General features: G+C 57.0%; 4 protein-coding genes and 1 pseudogene. All 5 read right to left on the reverse strand.

The window, feature by feature from the left end:
- A partial coding sequence (fes, locus tag RTK32_RS18850; RefSeq protein WP_312046678.1) for an enterochelin esterase occupies positions 1-791 on the reverse strand: 791 nt, incomplete at its 3' end.
- A gap of 250 nt (positions 792-1041) precedes the next feature.
- Positions 1042-2283, reverse strand: a complete 1242-nt coding sequence (locus tag RTK32_RS18855) for an MFS transporter (RefSeq protein WP_312046680.1) — start codon at positions 2281-2283, stop codon at positions 1042-1044.
- Between the two features lie 12 nt (positions 2284-2295).
- A complete protein-coding gene (locus RTK32_RS18860; protein ID WP_312046682.1) occupies positions 2296-3753 on the reverse strand; it encodes an EmmdR/YeeO family multidrug/toxin efflux MATE transporter in 1458 nt (485 codons plus the stop codon).
- A gap of 168 nt (positions 3754-3921) precedes the next feature.
- Positions 3922-4263: a DUF496 family protein gene (locus tag RTK32_RS18865; RefSeq protein WP_312046684.1), complete on the reverse strand. Its 342-nt coding sequence runs from the start codon at positions 4261-4263 to the stop codon at positions 3922-3924.
- A gap of 153 nt (positions 4264-4416) precedes the next feature.
- A pseudogene (locus RTK32_RS18870) lies at positions 4417-5072 on the reverse strand (FUSC family protein); the annotation flags it as partial.

The following is a 5072-nucleotide window of genomic DNA, read 5'->3' on the forward strand; positions in this document are numbered from 1 at the left end:
TCTTCCTGTACCGCCAGCCAGAAGTCTGGATGACAGGGCAGCTCCTTACTGCGATGCTGCGTGTCGAGTGCATCAATCAGCAGATAAACCGCCTGCGGCAGCTGGCCGCGCTGGGTTTGCACCTGCAATGCAGACCACACCGGCATCTGTTCCGCCCAAAACTGACCATCCAGCAGCACCGCCAGCGGGCGCTGTTCCGGCTGGCTTTCCCCGGTGGTAAAGACCCACACCCGACGCTGATTGCCCAGGCGTTGGCTCTCCCACGACAGGCAGCGCGGCGCAGTGAAATCGGCTTTCTCTGACCAGCCCGGCTGCGCAGGCGCCTGGGGCAAATGCAACGCGGAAACAGGATGGCCGCGGCCGCCTCGCCAGCTGGCGTTCGGGTTAAGCGGATCGGCTATCGCCTGCGGCAGTAGCCTGCGCCAGCCTTCGCGCACCGCCATAGGATCGGGCGGGTTTTGCAGCGCTCCGGCGGAGAAATCCTGTTCATTGACGGAAGGAATAAAGCAGTAGCTTCCCCGCCAGCCCGCATTCAGCCGAACCTGCCACTGCCAGATAGCCGTGCCGGGGATCCGCTGCAGGCTTTGCGGCGCCTGCGGCTGATGATGATCGGTAACACCGGTAATATAAATCCATACCCGGCGCACCGGTGAAGTCAGCGCCGTCCCGGCAGGATCCTGCCAGTAAAAGGTCACTGTGCAGCTGTCCCCTTCCGTTAAAACCGCTGGCGATCCCAGGCTAAGTCTGTGCTGCCAGTCTGCCTGCGAGCCGCTATCCCAATCATCCGTCATCTCATCACCTTCCCTCACCCATGCTCAAAAACGGGACTGCCGGGCGCCAATCTTATTGATAATGGTTTTCATTTGCAACAACGAGCGAGGCGGTTTTGGGTCGTGGATGACTTAGGGTACGGGTTTAACCCTCGGAAAAAAGAGGGGAAATGGAAGTAACGAGCGAAAAAAGAGGGTGCCATTAGCACCCTGCCTGTTAAAAACGATGTACAGCGCCGCCACGGCCTGACGGCGCTTGTTCATAGCAAAATCAGGAAGAAGCGGCAGGATCGTGTAGCCGCTGGCGTTTGCGCAGGCTCGGGAACCAGGCCATCCACAGGCCGACCACAACCAACGTGCCGATACCGCCAAGGGCCGCCGCCGGAGCCGCGCCCAGCCAGGCCGCCAGCATTCCTGACTCAAACTCGCCGAGCTGATTAGAGGTGTTGATGAAAATCGAATTGACGGCGCTGACGCGCCCACGCATTTCGTCCGGCGTATCCAGCTGCACCAGCGAGCCGCGGATCACCATACTGACCATATCAAACCCGCCCAGCGCAAACAGCGCCAGCAGGGAAAGCCACAGTTCTTTAGAGAGTGCGAACACCAGCGTCGCCGCGCCAAATCCGGCCACGGAGGCAAACATTATTTTTCCGACATGACGCTCCAGCGAGCGACGGCTGAGCCAGAACCCCACCAGCAGACCGCCAACCGCCGGTGCGCCGCGCAGCAGGCCCAGACCCCAGGGGCCGGTATGCAGGATATCTTTCGCGAAAATAGGCAGCAGCGCCGTGGCGCCGCCCAACAGGACTGCAAACAGATCCAGCGAAATCACGCCCAGTACGTCCGGCCGGTTACGGATAAATTTCACCCCGGCAAAAACGCTGGCAAAAGTGGCTGGCGTGCGCGGCGGCGGCGCATGGTCGTAGCGCAGACGGCTGACCATGACCACAGAGATCAGATAGAGCACGCCGGTAGTGATATAAACAGCCTGCGGCCCGGCAACGTATAAAAATCCGCCCAGCGCCGGGCCAAGCATGGAAGCGGTCTGCATTGACGCGGCGTTAGCGGCTGTCGCCCGGGCCAGGATAGCCGGTGGAACCAGTGCGGGCAGCATTGACTGTAGCGACGGTGCTTCCAGCGTTTTGGCAATGGAAAGGACAAAAATCAGCGACAAAATGACCCGTTCGCTGGTCAGATGCATCAGCGTCAGTCCCGCCAGCGCGACAATCGCCAGCAGCTCGGTAAATTGCCCCAGCAACACCACGCGACGACGGTCGAACTGGTCGGCAACGTGTCCGGCCGGCAGAGCCAGTACCACCGCTGGCAGGAACTGTGCCAGCCCAATTAACCCCAGATCAAAGGCGCGACCGGTAAGCGCATAAATCTGCCAGCCAACCGCGATAGAGAGCATCTGAAAACCAAAGCTGGAACTGGTACGAGCCAGCCAAAAGGCCACAAAAGAGCGGTACTGAAACAGCGATTCCGGACGGGCGGAAGGAGGCGATTGCATGGTGATTTCCGGTTATTTTTTTGTCAGCGCCAGGTCCTGATCGGCTGGCTCCTGTCGGGGCGCGTATTTCCACAGCCAGCGTCCGCTGGTCATGCGGCGGTAGAAAAAGAGACCACGCACAATCCAGTCCAGAAACATGCCCAGCCAGATCCCTACCACGCCAAAGCCCAGCACGACGCCCAGCCCATAGCCAGCCACAATGCGGCATCCCCACATGCCCAGCAGCGAAACCCACATGGTAAACCTGGCGTCACGCGCGCCTTTCAGTCCTGCAGGCAGCACCCAGGATGCCGCCCAAAATGGCATAAACAGCGCGTTCAGCCAGATCAGTATCTTGACCACATGGATAACATCTTCGTCGCGGGTATAAAACGAGGCCAGGATACCGGCAAAGGGCACCGTCAGCGCAGCCAGCGCACACAGCCCGATGGTCGAGAGCCAGAAAATATGCCGCAGCTGCCTCTCCGGCTGTTTCAACTGCCCTTTGCCTAGTCGGGTGCCGACGATAATAGTCGAGGCAGAACCCAGCGAGTTACCCGGCAGGTTAATCATCGAGGCAACCGAAAAGGCGATAAAATTCCCGGCAATGACGTCGGTGCCCATACCCGCCACAAAAACCTGAGTCAGCAGCTTGCCGCCGTTAAACAGCACCGACTCAATACTGGCAGGTACGCCAATGCTCAACACTTCCATCAGGATATTGGTGTTGAGCCGGGTGAAATAGCTTTTCAGTGAAATTTTCAGCCGCGGGTTAAACCCAATCGCCAGCACGTAAATAACCGCTGCCGCGCCGATGTAACGGGCAATAGTCAGCCCCAGTCCGGCCCCAAAAAAGCCCATGCCTTTCCAGGAAAAACAGCCGTAAATCAGCACAGTACTGAAAATAATATTGAGGATATTCATGCCGCCATTAATCAGCATGGGGATTTTGGTATTGCCCGCTCCCCGCAGCGCACCGCAGCCGATCAGCGCAATGGCGGCGGCCGGATAGCTCCAGGCGGTAATATTGAGATAGATCAGCGCCATCTCTTTTACGCGTGGCTCTGCGCTACCGGCAATAAGATTGATGATCCATTCGCCGTAAAATTCGATGCCTGTCGCCAGCAGTATGGCGAATACGGTCATCAACACCAGCGATTGTCGGGCAGCCGACTGGGCACGCTCACGATTGAGCTTGCCCAGGCTAAACGCCACCACCACCGTCGTCCCCAAATCAATAGCGGCGAAAAAAGCGATGATGACCATATTAAAGCTGTCGGCCAACCCAACACCCGCCATCGCCTCCTTGCCCAGCCAGCTCACCAGGAAGGTGCTCAGCACCCCCATCAACAGCACGCAAAGGTTCTCAAAAAAGATCGGTACCGCCAGCGGCGTGATTTCTCGCCAGAACAGAACCCGATAAGAACGTCTTTTAGGATACCAGGGCGTGCGCCTGATGGCCTCTAACGGAGAAACACGGAATATTTGCAAGATGCTGCCTGCCAGAAATGGAGAAGACTCTACTGATGATGGTAAAAGGCGCTCTGATATGCAAAGTCTTTTCCGGAGAAAAATGATTTTTCCGTGCGGTTGCCACCCTGTCCTTGCGGATCAAAAAAGGCGATCGTCGATCGCCTTTTTCTCGTTTTTAAGCTTTGGCTACTGCGCTTTAGGCTCGCCCACGGCTTCTTTAGGCTCGCCCATTGCTTTGAGCCGTTTGGAAAGCTCGCGGCGCTCTTTGGAAAGGTCGGCGTTTTTGATGATGTAATCATCAACGCGATCTTCGTAATCGCTGCGCATACTGCTGATGATTTCCTGAATGGCTTCAACGCTCATGCCAGGCTTGATATATTCACTCAGGTTATCCAGCAGCAGCACACGTTTCTGGTTGTCGCGGATTTTCTTTTCAATATCGTGGATTTCACGCTGCAGCTTGTTCTTACGACGGAACATCCGCACAAACTCCAGTACGTCCTGAAAGGATTGCTTTGCATTTTCCATGGAAACACCTTCTGTTCAGGCCTGCAGGGCAGGCATTATTATCGTTACGCTCAGCTTAGCGGCGAGCCGCTGTCGAGGCGAGTAGTGGTAGAGTCGGACTGGCGCTATCTTAGCGCGAACCGGCGCTTTTCGCAGTAAGTTGTTATTAATCGTTTATTTACGCAGCACCAGACGCATCAGATCCGACAGCCTTTCCAGCTGCGCGGCCATCTCCAGACTCAGCCAGACATAGCCGTGGATAGGCGTTTCCACCAGCTCGTCGCTGTTGGAGGCTTTGATCAGCTGCCGCAGCTCACGAGTGATTTCCGCCAGTTCCGCACTGTTGGCAGAAATTTGATCGGTACTGCCCGCTACTATCGCTTTTGACAGCGCACGCAGCGTGTTTTCCGTCATCTGTTGGGTACGCTTCAGCGTCGGCGCATTAAGCATAATCAGATGGCTTTCACGCGATGACCACCAGGCGTTCAGCTGCAGCTCAAGCGTACAGACCATATTGCGGTTCAGGGTCTGAATACCTTCGAAAACCGAGCGAGGAATGCGTGTCTCTTTGCTGGCGGGCACGATCAGTGAACGCATTTTCACCACGCCGGTCAGCAGCCGCTGCAGGGGACGCGACAGCCGGGGCTTGTCTACCAGATTAGGCGAAAAGCCGGCATGGTAGATTTTTGCGGTTTCCAGCAGGGAATCGGAAAGCTTGATGCGCCAGTGGGTATAGGCTTTCTGTGGGTAAATACTGGTGAACAGCAGCGCCAGAATCGATCCCAGAATGACGTCGCCGCCGCGCCACAGGGCCATGGTCATATCCCCCG

Source organism: Erwinia sp. (assembly GCF_031978025.1).
Classification (GTDB): domain Bacteria; phylum Pseudomonadota; class Gammaproteobacteria; order Enterobacterales; family Enterobacteriaceae; genus Erwinia.